The sequence below is a fragment of the Streptomyces sp. PTL18 genome, assembly GCF_059510295.1.
Genome location: NZ_JCAJZO010000001.1, coordinates 531,619 through 547,531, shown reverse-complemented (window position 1 = coordinate 547,531; position 15,913 = coordinate 531,619). Strand labels below are relative to the sequence as shown.

At 72.0% G+C, this 15,913-nt stretch carries 18 protein-coding genes and 2 pseudogenes; 7 read left to right on the top strand and 13 right to left on the bottom strand.

Features of this window, described 5'->3' with window-relative positions:
- Window positions 1-120 precede the first annotated feature (120 nt).
- Window positions 121-540: a CBS domain-containing protein gene (locus tag AC5WS8_RS02570; RefSeq protein ID WP_496101580.1), complete on the top strand. Its 420-nt coding sequence runs from the start codon at window positions 121-123 to the stop codon at window positions 538-540.
- 99 nt (window positions 541-639) lie between these two features.
- Here AC5WS8_RS02570 and AC5WS8_RS02565 read toward each other — a convergent pair whose 3' ends face one another.
- Window positions 640-1,035, bottom strand: coding sequence for a DUF5997 family protein (locus AC5WS8_RS02565; protein WP_496101579.1), 396 nt, complete (start codon window positions 1,033-1,035; stop codon window positions 640-642).
- Between the two features lie 58 nt (window positions 1,036-1,093).
- Between AC5WS8_RS02565 and AC5WS8_RS02560 the strand changes: the two genes are divergently transcribed.
- A complete protein-coding gene (locus tag AC5WS8_RS02560) occupies window positions 1,094-1,861 on the top strand; it encodes a LysR substrate-binding domain-containing protein (protein WP_496101578.1) in 768 nt (255 codons plus the stop codon).
- A 91-nt stretch (window positions 1,862-1,952) separates the two neighbouring features.
- Here AC5WS8_RS02560 and AC5WS8_RS02555 read toward each other — a convergent pair whose 3' ends face one another.
- Together AC5WS8_RS02555 and AC5WS8_RS02550 are read right to left on the bottom strand one after the other, a co-directional pair.
- A complete protein-coding gene (locus tag AC5WS8_RS02555; RefSeq protein WP_496101577.1) occupies window positions 1,953-2,228 on the bottom strand; it encodes a hypothetical protein in 276 nt (91 codons plus the stop codon).
- Between the two features lie 243 nt (window positions 2,229-2,471).
- Window positions 2,472-2,948 (bottom strand): Lrp/AsnC family transcriptional regulator, encoded by a 477-nt coding sequence (locus AC5WS8_RS02550; protein ID WP_496101576.1) that lies wholly within the window; start codon window positions 2,946-2,948, stop codon window positions 2,472-2,474.
- A 265-nt stretch (window positions 2,949-3,213) separates the two neighbouring features.
- On the opposite strand from AC5WS8_RS02550, the gene AC5WS8_RS02545 reads away from it, so the two are divergent.
- Complete coding sequence (locus AC5WS8_RS02545; RefSeq protein ID WP_496101933.1) at window positions 3,214-4,701, top strand: FUSC family protein; 1,488 nt, start codon at window positions 3,214-3,216, stop codon at window positions 4,699-4,701.
- Window positions 4,702-4,808: 107 nt separating this feature from the next.
- Here AC5WS8_RS02545 and AC5WS8_RS02540 read toward each other — a convergent pair whose 3' ends face one another.
- The 3 genes from AC5WS8_RS02540 to AC5WS8_RS02530 all read right to left on the bottom strand — a co-directional run bounded on the left by AC5WS8_RS02540 (window position 4,809) and on the right by AC5WS8_RS02530 (window position 7,549).
- Entirely contained in the window at window positions 4,809-5,732 is a 924-nt protein-coding gene (locus tag AC5WS8_RS02540; protein ID WP_496101575.1) for a sirohydrochlorin chelatase, read from the bottom strand.
- Window positions 5,733-5,900: 168 nt separating this feature from the next.
- Window positions 5,901-6,881: an N-acetylglucosamine kinase gene (locus tag AC5WS8_RS02535; RefSeq protein ID WP_496101932.1), complete on the bottom strand. Its 981-nt coding sequence runs from the start codon at window positions 6,879-6,881 to the stop codon at window positions 5,901-5,903.
- A 47-nt stretch (window positions 6,882-6,928) separates the two neighbouring features.
- A complete protein-coding gene (locus tag AC5WS8_RS02530; RefSeq protein ID WP_496101931.1) occupies window positions 6,929-7,549 on the bottom strand; it encodes a uracil-DNA glycosylase in 621 nt (206 codons plus the stop codon).
- Between the two features lie 70 nt (window positions 7,550-7,619).
- Here AC5WS8_RS02530 and AC5WS8_RS02525 point away from each other — a divergent pair, with 70 nt between their 5' ends.
- A complete protein-coding gene (locus AC5WS8_RS02525; RefSeq protein ID WP_496101574.1) occupies window positions 7,620-8,297 on the top strand; it encodes a uracil-DNA glycosylase in 678 nt (225 codons plus the stop codon).
- Window positions 8,298-8,475: 178 nt separating this feature from the next.
- On the opposite strand, the gene AC5WS8_RS02520 is transcribed toward AC5WS8_RS02525, so the two are convergent.
- Together AC5WS8_RS02520 and AC5WS8_RS02515 are read right to left on the bottom strand one after the other, a co-directional pair.
- The gene (locus tag AC5WS8_RS02520) at window positions 8,476-8,610 is read right to left on the bottom strand and encodes a hypothetical protein (RefSeq protein ID WP_496101573.1); all 135 of its coding nucleotides are present in this window, start codon (window positions 8,608-8,610) and stop codon (window positions 8,476-8,478) included.
- 66 nt (window positions 8,611-8,676) lie between these two features.
- Complete coding sequence (locus AC5WS8_RS02515) at window positions 8,677-9,303, bottom strand: TetR/AcrR family transcriptional regulator (protein WP_496101572.1); 627 nt, start codon at window positions 9,301-9,303, stop codon at window positions 8,677-8,679.
- A gap of 98 nt (window positions 9,304-9,401) precedes the next feature.
- Between AC5WS8_RS02515 and AC5WS8_RS02510 the strand changes: the two genes are divergently transcribed.
- Window positions 9,402-10,394: a 4,5-dihydroxyphthalate decarboxylase gene (locus AC5WS8_RS02510; protein ID WP_496101571.1), complete on the top strand. Its 993-nt coding sequence runs from the start codon at window positions 9,402-9,404 to the stop codon at window positions 10,392-10,394.
- A gap of 16 nt (window positions 10,395-10,410) precedes the next feature.
- Here the strand turns inward: AC5WS8_RS02510 and AC5WS8_RS02505 are convergent.
- Both AC5WS8_RS02505 and AC5WS8_RS02500 read right to left on the bottom strand, forming a co-directional pair.
- Window positions 10,411-10,512: pseudogene (locus tag AC5WS8_RS02505) on the bottom strand (uracil-DNA glycosylase); the annotation flags it as partial.
- Window positions 10,513-10,645: 133 nt separating this feature from the next.
- Entirely contained in the window at window positions 10,646-11,731 is a 1,086-nt protein-coding gene (locus AC5WS8_RS02500; RefSeq protein WP_496101570.1) for a WD40/YVTN/BNR-like repeat-containing protein, read from the bottom strand.
- Window positions 11,732-11,997: 266 nt separating this feature from the next.
- Between AC5WS8_RS02500 and AC5WS8_RS02495 the strand changes: the two genes are divergently transcribed.
- Entirely contained in the window at window positions 11,998-12,564 is a 567-nt protein-coding gene (locus AC5WS8_RS02495) for an Rv1733c family protein (protein ID WP_496101930.1), read from the top strand.
- Between the two features lie 105 nt (window positions 12,565-12,669).
- On the opposite strand, the pseudogene AC5WS8_RS02490 reads toward AC5WS8_RS02495, so the two are convergent.
- Window positions 12,670-12,923: pseudogene (locus AC5WS8_RS02490) on the bottom strand (oxidoreductase); the annotation flags it as partial.
- Between AC5WS8_RS02490 and AC5WS8_RS02485 the strand changes: the two are divergent.
- On the top strand, window positions 12,822-13,118 hold the full coding sequence (locus AC5WS8_RS02485) for a helix-turn-helix domain-containing protein (protein ID WP_496101929.1): 297 nt from the start codon (window positions 12,822-12,824) through the stop codon (window positions 13,116-13,118). The pseudogene AC5WS8_RS02490 and the gene AC5WS8_RS02485 overlap by 102 nt on opposite strands.
- Here the strand turns inward: AC5WS8_RS02485 and AC5WS8_RS02480 are convergent.
- Both AC5WS8_RS02480 and AC5WS8_RS02475 read right to left on the bottom strand, forming a co-directional pair.
- Window positions 13,041-14,417 (bottom strand): nucleobase:cation symporter-2 family protein, encoded by a 1,377-nt coding sequence (locus tag AC5WS8_RS02480; RefSeq protein WP_496101569.1) that lies wholly within the window; start codon window positions 14,415-14,417, stop codon window positions 13,041-13,043. The two genes, AC5WS8_RS02485 and AC5WS8_RS02480, sit on opposite strands and share 78 nt — an antisense overlap.
- Window positions 14,418-14,453: 36 nt before the next feature.
- Complete coding sequence (locus tag AC5WS8_RS02475) at window positions 14,454-15,806, bottom strand: FAD-dependent oxidoreductase (RefSeq protein ID WP_496101568.1); 1,353 nt, start codon at window positions 15,804-15,806, stop codon at window positions 14,454-14,456.
- Between the last annotated feature and the right edge of the window lie 107 nt (window positions 15,807-15,913).

Genomic DNA, 15,913 nt, shown 5'->3' with positions numbered 1-15,913 from the left:
GCCGCGGCCGTGCAGGACCGCGCCCATCGGGTACTCGGCGCCTGTGCGGCGGGAGACCGGAACCGCCGCTTTGGGGGAGATCCGGGGAGACCCGGGAGACCTGTGGAGAAGGGACAAGTGATGGCCCAGCACGTACGCGACATCATGACCGCAGAACCCGTCAAGGTGGAACCGCAGACGTCGCTGGCGACGGTGGCGCGGATGATGCGTGATCAGGACATCGGAGCGGTCCTCGTGACCGAGGGCGACCAACTGCGCGGACTGGTCACCGACCGCGACCTCGTGGTGCGCGCGCTCGCGGAGGGATCGGACCCGCAGGAGACCACGGTGGCTCGCGCCTGCAGTGAGGACCTGGTCACCCTGAGCCCCGACGAGGACATCGACCGCGCGGTGCAGGTGATGCGCGAGCACCACATCCGCCGCGTTCCCGTCGTCGAGGGCGGAGAGCCGGTGGGGATCATCTCCCTCGGCGACCTGGCCGTGGAACGCCAGCCGGAGTCGGCACTCGGCGACATCAGCGGGGCCGAACCCAACGTCTAGGACACCCACTGGGGGAGAATCCGGGGCCGGGCATCAGCCCGGCCCCGGACGCCTCGCTCACGGCCGGAGCGGTCGCCGGAACGGTGGGCCCGGCGGACGTCAGGGACGCGGACGAACGGCCTGCTCGGCGTCACGCTTCCTGATACGCGCGGCTTCCTTGCGGACTTCGGCCTGGGTGGCCCGCTCCTTCTCCAGCCACTCGGGACGGTCCTTCTTCAGCGCCTCGATCTGCTCCGTGGTGAGCGCCTCGGTGACTCCGCCGCGCGCCAGGCCGGCGATGGAGACGCCCAGCTTCGCCGCGACCACCGGGCGCGGGTGCGGGCCGTTGCGTCGCAGCTCCCGCAGCCACTCGGGCGGGTCGGCCTGGAGCTCGTTCAGCTCGGACCGGGAGACGACACCCTCCTGGAACTCGGTGGGAGTGGCGGGGAGGTACACACCCAGCTTCCTCGCCGCGGTGGCGGGCTTCATCGTCTGGGTGGTCTGCTGCGACTTCATGCTGTCCAGACTATCGGCCGGATACGGGCCCTTTGACCACGCCCGGTAACCTGGCGGCGTGACAGGCACGGATGCATCCCCCTCGTTCCGGCTCGCGTACGTCCCCGGCGCGACGCCCGCCAAATGGGTGCGGATCTGGAACGAGCGCCTGCCCGGCGTACCCCTCACTCTGGTTCAGGTGCCGGCGGCCGCAGCGCCCGAGGTGCTGCGCGGCGGCGAGGCGGACGCGGGACTCGTACGGCTGCCGGTCGACCGTACGGTGTTCAGCGCGATCCCCCTCTACACCGAGACCACCGTGGTCGTCGTCCCCAAGGGCCACGTGGTGACCGCCGTGGACGAGGTGTCCTGCGACGACCTCGCCGACGAGGTCGTCCTCCACCCCCTCGACGACGTCCTGGGCTGGGAGCGGCCGCCGGGCGAGCCCGCCTTCGAGCGCCCCGCCACCACCGAGGACGCCGTCGAGCTCGTGGCGGCGGGCGTGGGCCTGCTCGTCGTCCCCCAGTCGCTGGCGCGGCTGTACCACCGCCGCGACCTCGCCTACCGCCCGGTCGTGGACGCGCCCCAGTCGAGTGTCGCCCTGTCCTGGCGCGAGGACGCGACGACCGACCTGGTGGAGGACTTCATCGGGATCGTGCGCGGCCGGACGGTCAACAGCACCCGGGGACGCACCCCCGCCCAGCCCCCCGCCGAAGCGAGGCGTCAGCGCACCGACGCGGCAGGGGACCGGCGCAAGCCCGCGCCGGGGAAGTCGACCGGCCGCGGTCCACGCGGCGGTTCCGCCGGGGCCAAGACCACACGGCGCGGCAAGCCCCGCCGGCGGTCGTGACCGGGGTCCGGCGCACTCCTCGACCGGCGGCTTACCCGCGTGTGCCGGACGGAGCGGCGCGCAGAAGCCGTCCAAGCCCGCCGCCAGGCGCTCACCACGTGTCGAGGAATCCCCGCCCGCGGGGGTCGCGGGGCCCCTCCCAGCCGTTCAGCGCCGCGAGCACCCAGCTCCGCGACTGCGCCGGAGCGGTCACCGTGCGCACGCCCTCGATCGCGAACTCGCCGAGCGCGCGACGGGCGCGGGCACAGGCGGCCCGCCACCCGCCGTGCGGGACGTGTGCCACCACCTTGGCGAGCAGCGCGTCGTAGTGCAGCACGCCGAGCCCGGCGTAGTGCGCGGCGCGCGCCAGCCGCAGGGCGGCCGACACCACCGCGACCCGTACGCGTTCCCGGAGTTCGGGCGGGTGCGATCTCGACGAGCTTCCGGTGCCGGCGCTGGGCGCTGCAGTCCCGTTCCCACAGGTGCGTGACGGAGCCGAACGCCGCCCACGGTCCGCGCCTCGATGTGGGCGACGAGTACGGCCTCGGAATCCATGAACCCCTCCCCGGTCGCAAGAAGGCGACGAGGACGCCGCGCCCGGCAGCCAGCCCCGATGGGGGCCGGCTTCGGGTCAGTGCACCGCCGCGCGGCCGATCGACTCCACCAACGGCAGCAGCCGGTGCGGTACGCGTTCGCGCAGCGCCACCTCCGTGCGGGTGCGGACCACTCCGGGCAGGCTGATCAGCTTCTGGATGACGTCCTCCAGGTGTGCGTTGTCGCGCGCGACCACCCGGGTCAGCAGGTCGCCGCCCCCGGTGATGGAGAACGCCTCCACGATCTCCGGCACACCCGCGAGCGCGTCGCCCACGTCGTCCAGATGCCCCTGTGTGACCTCGATGTGCACGAACGCCAGCACCGGGTGCCCGAGCGCGGCGGGGGACAGGGACGGCCCCGTGCCGGTGATCACCCCGTCGCGCTCGAGGCGGTCGAGGCGGGCCTGCACGGTGCCCCGGGCGATGCCCAGGATGCGTGCGTACTCGCGCACGCTGGTGCGGGGCTGTTCGATCAGCAGGCGCAGGATGCGGGTGTCGAGTCCGTCCAGGGCCATGGTCCGTTGGCCTCCCGGTGGTACGAATGGATCTTCTCCGACTGTACCAATGGCCCAGTGGACGGCACGGCGGTTGAGCCACTGCGCGCCTGATGCTTTCCTTATGGGTATCAGTGGCGCCGCGCAGCGCAGGACCGGTGAGGAAGCCGGAATCCGTGCCCGCGGCGCCATTCCCATGTCCTGGCGTCGCGATGGCATGAGGTGACATGAGAAGCGGGGCGGACGGACGACGGTGACGAACCCGGCGCTGAAGAAGTTGAAGAAGATGTTCACGGCTCCCGATCCGGGGCTGTTCCGGCTGCGTGTCTCGCTGCGCGCTGTGTTCGGTATCGGCCTCGCCGTGACCGCGTGCGCGACGGTCGGGCTGCCACTGTCGGCCTCGGTCACCGGCGGGCTGGCCGCGCTGCTCGCGCTGTTCACGGTCGCCGACCCGACCGTGCGCGGTCAGGCGGTCACCACCGCGCTGCTGCCCGCCGTGGGCCTGCCGGTGCTCACGGTCGCGACCGCCCTGCACGATGTGCCGGCGGTGCGGGACGCGGTCTGGCTCGCGGTGGTCCTCGCCGGCGTGTACGCGCGCCGCTGGGGACCGCGCGGGAACGCGCTCGGCATCTTCGCCTTCATGACCTTCTTCGTCGCGCAGTTCCTCCATGCCGTCCCGGGCGAGCTGCCGGAGCTGTACGGGGCCCTGGCGCTCGCGCTTGCCGCCGCCTCGGCGGTGCGGTTCGGGGTGTGGTGCGTCGAACGCCGTACGCCGCTGCCCGCCGCGCCCGCGCCGCTCGACGGCCGAGGCCTGGCCCGGCCCGTCACCCGCCAGGCCTTTCAGGCGACCGCCGCCTGCGCCTTCGCCGTCGCCGCGGGCCAGGCGCTGTCCCACGAGCGCTGGTACTGGGCGGTCGGCACCGCCTGGTGGATCTTCGTGAACACGGCCTCGCGCGGTGAGACGCTGGTGCGCGGCTTCAGGCGGATCGTCGGCACGGTCACCGGCATCGTCGCCGGGCTGCTGGTCGCGGTGCCACTGCACGGAGCCCCGGCGCCCACCGCCCTGCTCGTCGCGGTCTGCGTGTTCGGCATCTTCTACACGGCGGCGCCGTCCTACAGCTGGATGATGTTCTTCGTCACGGTGATGGCGGGCCTGCTCTACGGCCTCCTGGGCGTGCTGCACCCGGGGTTGCTCGCTCTGCGCCTCGCGGAGACGGGTGCCGGGGCCCTGGGTGCGGCCCTCGCCGTCGCGTTCGTCCTGCCGGTCACCACACACGCGGTCACCGACCAGTGGGTGCGGCGGGCCGTGCACGCGGTGCACGGTTGCACCGCAGCGGCGGCGCGTCGGCTTGCGGGCGACCCGGAGGCGGACCCGGCGTCGCGCGCGGCGGAGCTCGAGGCGTTGCTGGGGCGCGTACGACAGGCGCTCGCGCCGTTGGTGCATCCGCTGAACCCGCTCCGGGCGCGCAAGGCCCGGGCCCGCCAGGTGCTGGCGCTGCTCGACGAGTGCGCCCACCGAACGCGCGGCCTCGTCGCGGTCGCCGCCGACCCGCAGGCCTCGCACGACACGCGCCTCACGGACGCATGCCGCCGCGTCGAGGCCGCTGTGGAGGCGCTGCTCGGCGTGGTCCCCGAACGCACTGCGGCGTCTCCCGCGGGCGCCCCGGGCCATCACCCCGGCGCCGAGCAGGCCCTCAGCCACCTCCGCGGCCTGGAGCGTGCCCTCGTCGCCCTGGCCGTGCCGCTGCACGGTTCGTCTCCGGTCCGGGTCTGAGATCCCCTCGGCCGGGAGCCCGGCGCGGCGGCCGGCTTCCCCGTGACGCGGCGAAGGGCCCGCTCCTGGGCTGAGCGGACCCTTCGCCGTGTGGGTGTCCGGAGGGGTCAGCGCACCGGCGTCCCCTGCGGCTGCTGCGGGGCGATGCCCAGCGCCGTCGTGTACTTGCCGAGCGCGAGCCTGCCGACCGCCGGGTACGGTCCGAGCGCCTCGGCGGCGGGGCAGCCCGCCTCCTCGGCGGCCGCCTCCAGCAGTCCCGGCTCGAGCTCCGGGCCGATCAGGTACGGCGCGAGCGCCAGCTGCTGCGAACCCGAGGAGCGCAGCTGCTCGGCGACGGAGGCGATCGAGCCCTCCTGGTCGAGCGCCGCAGCCATCACCGGGACGGCGAGCCGTGCGGCCAGCAGCATGCCGGTGATCCCGGCCGCCTGCACGGCCTCGTCGCCGCCGACGGACGCGAGGATGATGCCGTCCGCGGCCGTCGCGACCGTGAACAGACGGGCGCGGTCGGCACGGGCCAGACCGGCCTCGGACAGGCGCACGTGCAGCGCCTCGGCGAGCAGCGGGTGCGGGCCGAGGGCGTCGGTCAGGTCGGCCGCGACCCGGCTGTCCATGACGGACTGGCGGACCTGGCGCAGCAGCGCGCTGTCCGGGCCCGCCAGCAGCGGCACCACCACGGCGACGGGGCCATCGGGCTCGCTGACCTCCAGGCCGGCGGCGCGAGCCTGCTCGTAGCGTGCGCTGCGCTCCTCGGCGGTGTGGGTGAGCACGGACTTCAGCGTGGGGAACTCGGAGTCGTCCCCGTCCAGGTAGCCGATGCGCGCGTCCAGACCGGGCAGCTCGGAACGCGCGATGCTCACGACCTCCTCGGCGAGACCGCGCGTCGCGGCACTGGGCGTGCCCGGCACCGCGAGGACGAGCGCAGGCGCACCCTCGGGAGCCACCAGGGGTTCCGGGCGACGGTGCCGCCCGGGCTGGCGGGGTCGCGGCATTCGTACAGGCAGGCCGGATACGGGCCCAGTCGGGGAGCTCATGGCGCCGCATGCTACTAACTTTGTGGGCTCCCCTGTTCGGGGAGGGGGCAGGTGAGCGGTATCTGTCCGGTTTTGTCTGATGAGTTACGTGCGGATGAGAAGTGATCGGTACGGTGTGACTTTTCCACCGCGCACGGGGACGTCACTTCCTTTTGCCCGCAAGGGGAATCACTCACTCTTTTCGGTCACGACACACAACAGGCGTTCGTCGCGGGGGAGTGTGAGCGAATCGTTCGCGAGTGCGAGCGCGATACGGACGGCACCGTGCAGGGGGTCGCCCTCCGCGGGCACCAGGCGGGCCTGCGGCACCTGGCGCGCCAACTCGTCTCGCAGCGGTAGGAGAAGCGGCTCGCCCAGGCGGAACAGGCCTCCGGTGAGCGCGACAGAGGGCTCTGCGGAGGCAGGGCACACGGCGGCCGCGGACTCGGCCATGTGCCGGGCGGCCGCCCCCAGGATGCCCTCGGCGACCGGGTCTTCCGCGGCGCAGGCGGCCACTTCGGGAGCGAACGAGGCCAGCAGCGCCGCCCGGTCGGCGCGCGGGTACACCTTGCCGGGCAGTCCGGTGGCCGGCCCGAACACCGCCTCGGCCCGCCGCAGCAGACACCGCGAACCGCCGGGCCGCCCGTCATGAGCGCGCAGGGCCGCCTCCAGCCCGGCCCGCCCGACCCACGCGCCGCCGCCGCAGTCGCCCAGCAGATGCCCCCAGCCGTCCGCACGGCGCCAGCCCGTCAGATCCATGCCGAGCGCGATCAGGCCGGTGCCGGCCGCCACCACCACGCCGGGGCGTGCTCCGAGCGCGCCCGTGTAGGCGGTGACGGCGTCCGCAGCCAGCGCAACCCTGCGCACTCCGAGCTCACGGGCCAGCGCGCCGGGAAGCCGGGCGCGCAGGTCGTCGCCCAGGGTGGCCAGACCTGCCGCCCCGACCGCGACCGCCCGTACCCCGGCACCACCGGCATCCGCCGTCAACCGCCGTGCGAGCGGCAGGAGTTGTTCCAGCAGATGACCGGCGTCGATCCCCCGGGCGCCGGTGCGCACCGGCTCACGCGATGTGCGCGGGGCTGTCGCCGCCGAGGCCGGGCCACCCCGCGGTACGAGGGCGACCCGCAGGCCGGAGCCACCGGAGTCCACGGCGAGCACGGCTTCCGGCACCGCGCCGGGTACGTCCGCCGACGGAACATGCCCGGGCCCGGAGGGTGTCACGGCAGGCGCCAGCCCACCGGCTGACCGCCCTGCCGGATCAGCAGGTCGTTGGCCCGGCTGAGCGGCCGGGAGCCGAAGAAGCCCCGGTCCGCCGACATCGGGGACGGGTGAGCGGACTCGATCGCCGGCCGGTCCCCCGGCGGCGGCCGCAGGTTGCGCGCGTCGCCGCCCCACAGGATGGGCACCAGCGGCTTGCCGTGCGCGGTCAGTGCCCGGATCGCCTGCTCGATGGCCTCCTCCCAGGCCTTGCCGCGCTGAGCCGCAGGACGGCGCGGGGCCGTGGTGAGCGCCCTGTTGAGCAGCAGCACGCCCTGCCTGGTCCATGGGGTGAGGTCGCCGTCGGACGGCTGGGGCAGGCCCAGGTTCAGCTTCCGGAAGATGTTGAGCAGACGGCCCGGCAGCGGCCGTACGTTCCGAGCGACCGAGAAGGAGAGCCCCACCGCGGGTGCGGGAACTCCAGGATCTGCGTATCGAGCATGAGGGGCTGACCAGGAGTGATGACCGTGAGGGAGTGGCTTGATCACTGAATGCAACAGGCCCCTCTCCTTCCCGGCGACCGGCTGCGTGATCTGCTCGACCGGTTCGAAGACCTCGACGAGGAGGAAGAGTAGCGCCAGGAGCGGCGGCCGTGCGCGAGGGCTTCTGCGGTGTGCCGGGGCACGGCACCCGCCAGTAGAGTGAGGCGCCGTGGCACCACGACCCTTGCATGAACTTGTTGAAGCAGGCTGGGCGAAGGCTCTTGAACCTGTGGCTGAACGTATCGCCGCGATGGGGGACTTCCTGCGGGCCGAGATAGCGGCCGGCCGGACCTACCTTCCGTCCGGGGCGAATGTCCTGCGGGCCTTCCAGCAGCCCTTCGACGACGTCCGTGTCCTGATCGTGGGTCAGGATCCCTACCCCACGCCAGGGATGGCCATCGGGTTGAGTTTCGCGGTCTCGCCCGAAGTGCGTTCGTTGCCGGGGAGTCTGGAGAACATCTTCCGGGAGATGCACTCCGACCTCGGGTTGCCCAGGCCGTCGAACGGCGATCTGACGCCGTGGACGCAGCAGGGTGTGCTGTTGCTCAACAGGGCGTTGACCACGGCGCCCCGCAGGCCGGGTGCGCACCGAGGCAAGGGTTGGGAGGAGGTCACCGAGCAGGCGATTCGGGCCCTCGCCGGGCGCGGCAAGCCGCTGGTGTCCATCCTGTGGGGGCGTGACGCGCGCAATCTGCGGCCGTTGCTGGGGGATCTTCCGGCTATTGAGTCCGCTCACCCGTCGCCGATGTCGGCGGACCGGGGCTTCTTCGGCTCGCGGCCGTTCAGCCGGGCCAACGACCTGCTGCTGCGACAGGGTGCGCAGCCGGTGGACTGGCGACTGCCGTAGGGCATGGTGCCCACGATGACGCGTCCTGTGGGGTGCCTCGTCAGCCGTGAACCGGCCGCGAAGGGCTTCTGACCTGCGGATCGTGCGTGCGCATCATGTGCGATACGGGCGTCGTCCTGACGCTGGGACGGCGCTCGTGACGCCCGCTCTGCGATCGTTGCGATGGGCAGTCGGACCGTCAGGCACCTGTTGGACGACCTCCGGCGGCGAGCTGAGGCAGCGCTCTGACGGCCTCCTCGGTGGCCGTGGTCTCGGCCAGGACCTGCTCCTCGTCGACGGAGGTGTCCCGCGGCAGCCGGGCCCAGCGCACCACGCCCGGCGGCAGCAGCCCCTGGAGAACACTCCCGGTGTCGCGCCGCCACTCACCGCGAAGTCGTGTTCAGCCCTTCGTGCCGCCGAGCAGCATCCAGACGTCATCGCCGAACCCTGCCACGTCGGTGAGACCGAACGCCACGCGCTGGAGCAGACAGCCGTGCAGCAAGCCCATCACCACCCGTGCGCCACGCTCCGGCTCCACGGCAAGCGGTACGGCGCCGGCCGCCTGGCCGCGGCGTAGCGCCTCGGTGATGCTGCGCAGCACCCCTCCGAAGCCCTCGACGGCACGGGCCCGTACAGCGTCGTTGCGCAAGAGCTCCGACCAGCTCTGTACAGCACAGCGGAGCAGCTCATCGACCGGCACCGCAAGCCCGGCGGAATCGGTGACGGTGTCGGCACCCAACGCCTCGAGCGAGGCAGCCACCAGGTCGGCGACGGAAACGGCGTCGGTGCCTGCGGCCAGCTGCTCCACGGGGTCGAAAATGAGCCGGAACGCGTCTCCGGCGATGGTGAGGATGATCTCCTCTTTGCTCGCGAAGTACCGGTAGGGCGCCCCGGCCGAGACACCGGCCTCTGCGGCGATGTCGGGCATCGAGGTCTGATGGAAGCCGTCTCGCGAGAAGCAGCGGCGTGCCGCCGCCACGATCTGTGCGCGCTTGGCCTCCCGTCGCTCAGGGGTGATGCGTGGCATGGTCGACCCTTTAACGTGAATGATCATTCATCTTGACATCCGTACTCTGTACCGCCCACCCTAACGTGAAAGGTCATTCACAGAAGCGAGGATCTCTCATGAGCGCGCACCTGACCATCGCCACCTACGCGTACGAACACACCCAGGCACTGTTCGACGGCCGCGTCACCGTGGACGGCGTGGACGCCACCTTTGAGACGGCGCCGCTGGTTTCAGACATCTTCCGCGGCATGTGCGAAGGTCGATACGACGTGGCGGAGTTCGGCTTGACCTACTTTCTGCGCACCTTCGACCTCGACGACACGCCTTTCATGGCGCTGCCGATCTTCCCGAACCGCAATTTCCGGCACTCAGCCATCTACGTGAACAGGGCGGCCGGCATCGAGAAGCCGCAGGACCTCGCAGGCAGGACCATCGGCGAGTTCGCGCTCTACGGTCACGACGCCGGGGTCTGGCCCAAGGGCATCCTGTCCGACGAGTTCGGCGTGACCCCCGATCAGTGCCGCTGGGTCATCGGCGGCACCGACTACCCCATCCCCGCGTTCGACTGGATACCGCAGCCGGTTCCGGCCGGTGTGGACGTGCGGCACGCAGCGGAGGGCCAGACCCTGAGCGCCATGCTCGAATCCGGTGAGATCGACGCGCTCATCTCGGTCGACGTCCCCCACGCCGTACTGAACGGCTCGACGACGGTTGCCCGGCTCTTCCCCGACTACGAGACCGTGGAGCGCGACTACTACCGGCGCACCGGGATCTTCCCGCCCATGCACATCGTCGCGGTCCGTGAGGAACTCACACACCGGACCGATCTCCTTCAGGCGGTCTACCGCGCCTTCAGCGAAGCCAAGCACCTCGCCGAACGCAAGTACCTGAACGACGCCGCGAAGCAGCACATGAGCCTCGTCACCCCCTGGTTCAGCAAGCTGTTCGAAGACAATCGCCGGCTGCTGGGCGACGACTGGTGGCCCTATGGCGTCGCCGGGAACCGCAAGGCCGTCGACACGTTCCTGCGCTACCACCACGAACAGGGCCTCTCGAAGCGTCTGCTCACGAGCGAGGACATCTTCGTCGCCGAATTCCTCGACACCTGAGCGGAGCGAAGCAGGCGCGCCCCGCGGCGATCTCCGCGCGCAGGAAGTCACCCGTCGCGGCGATCCGTTCGACCACCGGTTCCAGGGCCTTCGCCCGGCCTGCTTCGATGATTTTCATGCAACGGTCGGGGTGCCACGGCGTCACCGTGCCGCCGTACGCACACCGGCGATCAACCGGTGACCCAATGGGGGACCGGGAACGACCGGGCGGTGGGCGAACAGGGACGCCGTCCCGGCGGATGGCTGTCGGATCAGGCGATCACCGCCGCCCGTACGCACAGCACGTCCGGCAGATGCGCGGCGAGCTGCTGCCAGCTGTCACCGTCGTCCGCCGACGCGTACACCTCGCCGTTGCGGTTGCCGAAGTACACGCCCGCCGGGTCCGCGTCGTCCGTGCACAGGGCGTCCCGCAGGACCGTGCCGTAGTGGTCCTCGGACGGCAGGCCCGCCGTGAGCGGCTCCCAGCTCTTGCCCGCGTCCGCGGTGCGGTAGACACGGCACCGGTGGTCTGCCGGGACCCGGTCCGCGTCCGCGTTGATCGGGAAGACGTACGCCGTGTCCCCGCGGTGCGGATGCGCGGCCACGGCGAACCCGAACGTCGAGGGCAGTCCCTCGCCGATGTCCGTCCAGTGCGCACCCGCGTCGTCGCTTCTGTACACCCCCCAGTGGTTCTGCAGATAGAGTCGGTCCAGGGCCACCGCGTCCTGTGCGATCTTGTGCACGCACTGGCCGAACTCCGGGTTCGGGTCGGGCAGGAAGACCGCGGAGACACCGGAGTTGGACGGTTCCCAGCTGCTGCCGCCGTCCCGGGTGCGGAAGACGCCGGCCGTCGACACGGCGACTGTCACGGCCTTCGGGTCCCGCCTGTCGGTGACCACGGTGTGCAGGCCCTCGCCGCCGCCGCCCGGCACCCACTTGTCGCGCGTCGGGTGTGCCCACAGGGGGCGCACCAGCTCGAAGCTCTCGCCGCGGTCCTCCGAGCGGTACAGCGCGGCCGGTTCCGTGCCCGCGTACACCACGTCCGGCTCGGCGGCGGCCGGGTGCAGCTGCCAGACGCGCTCCAGTGAAGCACCGGTGTCCTTGGGGAACTTGACGGCGGGCCGCGCCGGCTCGGTCCAGGTGCGGCCGAGGTCGTCGGAGTGGAAGACGGACGGCCCCCAGTGCGAGCTGTCCCCTCCGGCCAGCAGGCGCGGGGTGTCGCCGCGGGTGTCGATGGCCACCGAGTAGACGGCCTGTGCGTTGAAGTACGGGCTCTGGTCGAACTGCCAGGCGCCGCCTCGTCGCCGGGCGATGAACAGTCCCTTGCGTGTCCCCACGGTGAGCAGTACGTCGGCCATGGCGGCCACCTCCGAAACGCCGTTGTCCCAGACAGGGGCCAGTCTGCACCCCGGCACTGACAGTCACCCCGGTGGATTGAGTCGCCGCAGGTCAGAGCCGTGTTGCAGGGGTGTGGAGCGGAAACCCGCCCGGGTGGGGGTCAGCCCTGGGGGCTGCGTGCGGGGCCGCCGGTGAGCAGCGACGGCCCCGCACGCGTATGGGAGGGCGGTCGGGGGGTGTCCGTGCACGTGTGAGGAGGATGCCATCGATGAGGTGGCTGTCGTCGATGACGTTCCGCGGTCGTGGGGTGTGGCTGTGGCGGTGGCGGCGCAATCCGCTGCGGCGCCGCAGCGACACGCTGGAGGCCTGGGTGGTGCTGGTGATCTGGGCCGTGACCGTGGTCGGCGGAGTGCTGTCGGGAGTGGCGGCGACGCGCTCGGTGGAGCGAGGGCTGGCCGAGGAACGGGCGCAGTGGCACCCGGTGGTGGCCCTGCTCACCCAGGACGCGCCGAAGGGGGACGCCGGGGCGAAGCGGGTGTGGGCGAAGGTGCGCTGGACGGACCGTGACGGTTCGGTGCACGCCGGGCAGATCCAGGTGGCTGTCGGCACTCCCACGGGCACGGCCGTCACCGCGTGGACGGACCCGGAGGGGTCCCTGGCGGCACAGCCCGCCACCGAGTCCCAGGCGCGGGTCCGTGGCGCCATGGTCGGGGTGCTGGTGGGGGTCGGGGCGGCGGCGGTCCCGTTCGTGGGCGGACGCATCCTGCGTGAACGGCTGGAACGCCGGAGGATGGCGCAGTGGGACGAGGCCTGGGCCCGGTTCGGGCCGCTGTGGGGCCGGATGACCGGCTGACAACGCCTCCGATCGACCGCACGTCGGTGCCCCTACGCCCGCGGAGACATCCGCGGGCAAGGTCCCGGGGGCGCGCGAGGTCCGCGCGGGCGGTGGAGGGCGGGGTCAGACGGAACGGTGGTACGGGTCCGGGATGCGCACCTCGCCGCCCGGTTCACGGGTCGCGAGGCGCGCGAAGGACGGGTTGCGCAGCAGTTCGCGGCCCGGCAGTACCGCTTCCGCCTCGGCGTTGACCAGGAACTTCTCGGCCTGCTCGCCTGCCGCACCGCGTCGACGACCTCGAGCCGCGAGCGGGCGCGGTTCTCGTACGAGCCGCCGTAGGCGTCCGTGCGGTGGTTCCAGAGGGGAGAGAGGAACTCGACCTGCCGGTCACCAAGTCCACCACCACGCACCACTTCCGGGTGCTGCGCGAGAGCGGGGTGATCCGGCAGGCCTACCGGGGCACGGCCAAGGTGAACGGCCTGCGCGGGGACGACCTAGACGATCTCTTCCCGGGGCTCCTCGGCGCCCTCCTCGCCGCCGAGCGTCAGGCCGTTCGTCTCGAGGACGGCTGAACCGGTCTTGGCGGGCAGGTGGTTGAAGAGCAGGTTCAGGACGATCGCGGTCAGGCATCCGGCACTGATACCGCTGTTCATCACCGTCTGGAACCAGCCGGGGAACTTCTCGTAGACCGTCGGCACCCCGACCGGCAGCATGCCGACCGCCACCGAGACGGCCACCACCGTCAGATTGTGGTTGCCCCGGAAGTCCACCCCGGCCAGCGTCCGCAGTCCGCTCGCGGCGACCGTCCCGAACATCACCAGACCAGCCCCGCCGAGCACCGGTGCCGGAATCGCCGCGACCACCGCGCCCAGCTTGGGCAGCAGACCCAGCAGCACGAGCATGCCGCCGGACGCCGCCACGACCCAGCGGCTGCGCACCCGGGTCATGCCGACCAGCCCGACGTTCTGGGCGTACGCCGTGTACGGGAAGGTGTTGAACACACCCCCGAGGATCGTGGAGAGCCCGTCGGCCCGCAGACCGTCCGCGAGGGAACGGGGCTCGGCCCCGCGGCCGGTCATCTCACCGACCGCGATCAGGTCACCGGTGGTCTCGGTCATCGTCACCAGCGCGACCACCAGCATCGACGCGATCGCCGAGGCGTGGAAGGCGGGCGTACCGAAGTGGAACGGCGTGCTGATCCCGACCCAGTCGGTATCCCCCACCCCGCTGAAGTCCGTGAAACCCAACGGCACCGCGACCGTCAGCCCCACCACGATGCCGATCAGTACGGCGACCCGGCTCAGGAACGCGGGTGCGAAGCGCTGCACCGCGAGCACGATCAACAGGACGAAGGCAGCGAGGGCCAGGTTTCCCGGCTCCCCGAAGTCCTTCGCGCCCTGGCCGCCGGCGGCCCAGTTGCCGGCCACCGGCAGCAGCGACAGGCCGATGATCAGAATGACCGTACCGGTGACGAGGGGCGGGAAGAAACGCAGCAGTCTGCCGAAGACGGGCGCCAGCAGCACGATGGCGAGACCCGCGACGATCACCGAGCCGTAGACGGCGGGGAGCCCACCACCCGTCGTCCCGATGAGCACCATGGGGGACACGGCGGCGAAGGTGCAGCCCTGCATGATGGGCAGCCGTACGCCGAAGCGCCAGAAACCGACGCACTGGACGAGGGTCGCGATGCCGCACACCAGCAGGTCGGCGGTGATGAGGTAGGCCAGGTCGGCGGGCGGCAGTTTCATGGCGCCGCCGACGACGAGCGGCACCGCCACGGCGCCGGCGTACATGGCGAGGACGTGTTGGAGGGCGTAGGCGGCGAGTTGGCGTATCGGGGGGACTTCGTCCACGGGGTGCACGGTGGGCATGAGGAGAACGTAAGCTCCTTGAACAGTTTGTTGATTTCAGCGATGTTGCGGGACAGTGTCGTGCGCGGCGGTCATCAGGGACTCCCAGTCCGGGAGTTTCACCACGCCACGTCCCAGGGACGCCCCGAGCGCCGCCTCCGCCCGTTCGATCGCCAGCCATCCAGGCCACTCGACCGGCTGCACGCCGTCCGCCCGCAGCGCCGCGAGCGCGTCGTCCGGGACCTCGCGGGCGGTGAGGCCGGGCGCGTCCTGGAGCAATGAGGTCACCGTCTCCTTCGCGCAGGGACGGTTCGTACCGATGACGCCCGTCGGGCCCCTCTTGATCCACCCCGCCACGTACTCGCCGGGGGAGACCTCCCCGTCGCGCACCACCCGCCCCTCCCGGTGCGGCACGGTACCGGTCTCCGGGTCGAACGGCAGCCCCTCCAGCGGCACTCCGCGGTAGCCCACCGAACGCAGCACGAGCTGCGCCTCGATGTCCTCGTACCGTCCGCTGCCCGTGACCCCGCCCCGTCCGTCGGGCAGCGTCCGCTCGCACCGCACCGCGCCCACCCGGCCGGCGTCGGCGAGCAGTTCCACCGGGCGCAGGAAGAACCGCAGCCGGATCCGCCGCGCCGCACCGCTCGGCGGTGTCGCGGCCCAGCCGCGCAGCACCTCGACGTTGCGCCGCTGCGTGGCCGGCAGCCCGGACGGATCGACGTACGCCGGGTCGAGCGCCAGTTCCGTCTCGTCCACGACGACGTCGGTGTCCGGCAGGGCGCCCAGTTCGCGCAGCTCCTTGGTGGTGAAGCGGGCCTGGGAAGGACCGCGCCGCCCCACCATGTGGATCTCCGTGACCTTGCCGGCGGCCAGCGCGGTGAGTGCCGCCTGCGGCATGTCGGTGGGGCTGAGCTCCGCCACCTCGCGGGCCAGTATCCGGGTCACGTCGACCGCGACGTTCCCGACGCCGATCACCACCGCCGCCCGGGCATGGTGCAGGAACCCGTTCTCGACGGAGTCCGGGTGCGCGCTGTACCAGGACACGAACTCGGTGGCCGACCAGCTGCCGGGCAGGTCCTCGCCCGGGATGCCGAGGTGCCGGTCGGTCGCGGCGCCCACGCAGTAGACCACCGCGTGGTACAGCTCGCGCAGTCGGGCGGACGGCACCCCGCCCGCGCCCACCGGGACACCGCCCAGGAAGCGGATCCGCTCGTGCTCCAGGACCGTGCGCAGGTTGTTCTGCAGGGACTTGATCTTCTCGTGGTCGGGTGCCACGCCGTACCGCACCAGCCCGTACGGGCACGGCAGGCGGTCGAGGACGTCGACGCGCACCTCCGGATCCTGCTGGACGAGGCCCTGGGCGGTGTAGACCCCGCTCGGACCCGAGCCGACCACGGCGACATGCAGCACGGCGGAACTCCCTCGCGGAGGAGATCGCTGGTGGCTCCAGCATTGCACCGCGCACGACGGGAAGGGAGGGGGCCCGCTGGGCCGACGGGGTGCGGTGCGCGCTCCCT